Annotated in this window: 1 protein-coding gene and 1 pseudogene; both read left to right on the forward strand. The window is 69.0% G+C overall.

What is annotated here, in order from left to right; translation table 11 throughout:
• A pseudogene (locus AC2VOP_RS15940) lies at window positions 1-642 on the forward strand (heat-inducible transcriptional repressor HrcA); the annotation flags it as partial.
• Between the two features lie 49 nt (window positions 643-691).
• Window positions 692-1,176 (forward strand): DnaJ domain-containing protein (locus AC2VOP_RS15945; RefSeq protein WP_486961888.1); only part of this gene is annotated, 485 nt, incomplete at its 3' end.

Below are 1,176 nucleotides of genomic sequence, written 5' to 3' on the forward strand. Positions count from 1 at the left end.
TCCACGTCGACGGTGCGCCACCTGGAAGTGGTCGCGCTGACCCCGGCTCGGCTGCTGCTCGTGGTGATCACCGACTCCGGCCGGGTGGACCAGCGCATCGTCGAACTCGGTGACGTCGTCGACGACCACCAGCTCGCCCAGCTGCGGGAGTTGCTCGGCACCGCGCTGGAGGGCAAGAAGATCTCGTCGGCGTCCGTCGCGGTGGCCGACCTGGCCGGGCGGCTGGACAGCACTGGCGGCCTGTCCGACGCGGTCGGCCGGGCGGCGACCGTGCTGCTGGAGTCGCTGGTCGAACACAGCGAGGAGCGCCTGCTGCTGGGCGGCACCGCCAACCTGACCCGCAATGCGGCCGACTTCGGCCATTCGCTGCGGTCCGTCCTGGAAGCCCTGGAAGAGCAGGTGGTGGTGCTGCGGTTGCTGGCCGCTCAGCAGGAAGCCGGTAAAGTCACGGTGCGCATCGGTCACGAGACCGAAGCCGAGGAGATGGCCGGGACCTCGGTGGTGTCCACCGCCTATGGTTCCTTGGGTACGGTCTACGGGGGGATGGGAGTGCTGGGACCCACCCGGATGGACTATCCGGGAACTATCGCCAGTGTCGCTGCGGTTGCAACGTACATCGGTGAGGTGCTCGGGGCCCGCTAACGGGACGGGACGGTTCGGGAAGATTCGGGAAGGTTCGGAAGGTTTCAGCGTGGCACGCGATTATTACGGCCTGCTGGGCGTGGACAGAAACGCCAGCGATGCGGAGATCAAACGCGCCTACCGCAAGCTGGCCCGCGAGCTGCACCCCGACGTCAACCCCGACGAGGCGGCGCAGGCGAAGTTCAAGGAGATCAGCATCGCCTACGAGGTGCTCTCCGACCCGGAGAAGCGGCGCATCGTCGACCTGGGCGGCGACCCGCTGGAAACCGCGGCTGGCGGTGCTGGTAATGGCTTCGGCGGTTTTGGTGGGTTCGGCGGTCTCGGCGACGTGTTCGAGGCGTTCTTCGGCGGCGGCGTAGCAGGCTCGACCTCGCGCGGCCCGGTCGGGCGGGTCCGGCCGGGGTCGGACTCGCTGCTGCGGATGCGGTTGACGCTCGCCGAGTGCGCCACCGGGGTGACCAAGCAGGTCACCGTCGACACCGCGGTGCTGTGCGACCGCTGCCAGGGGCGGGGCACCAACGGCGACACCAAGCC

This window comes from Mycobacterium sp. TH-M106, assembly GCF_057473765.1.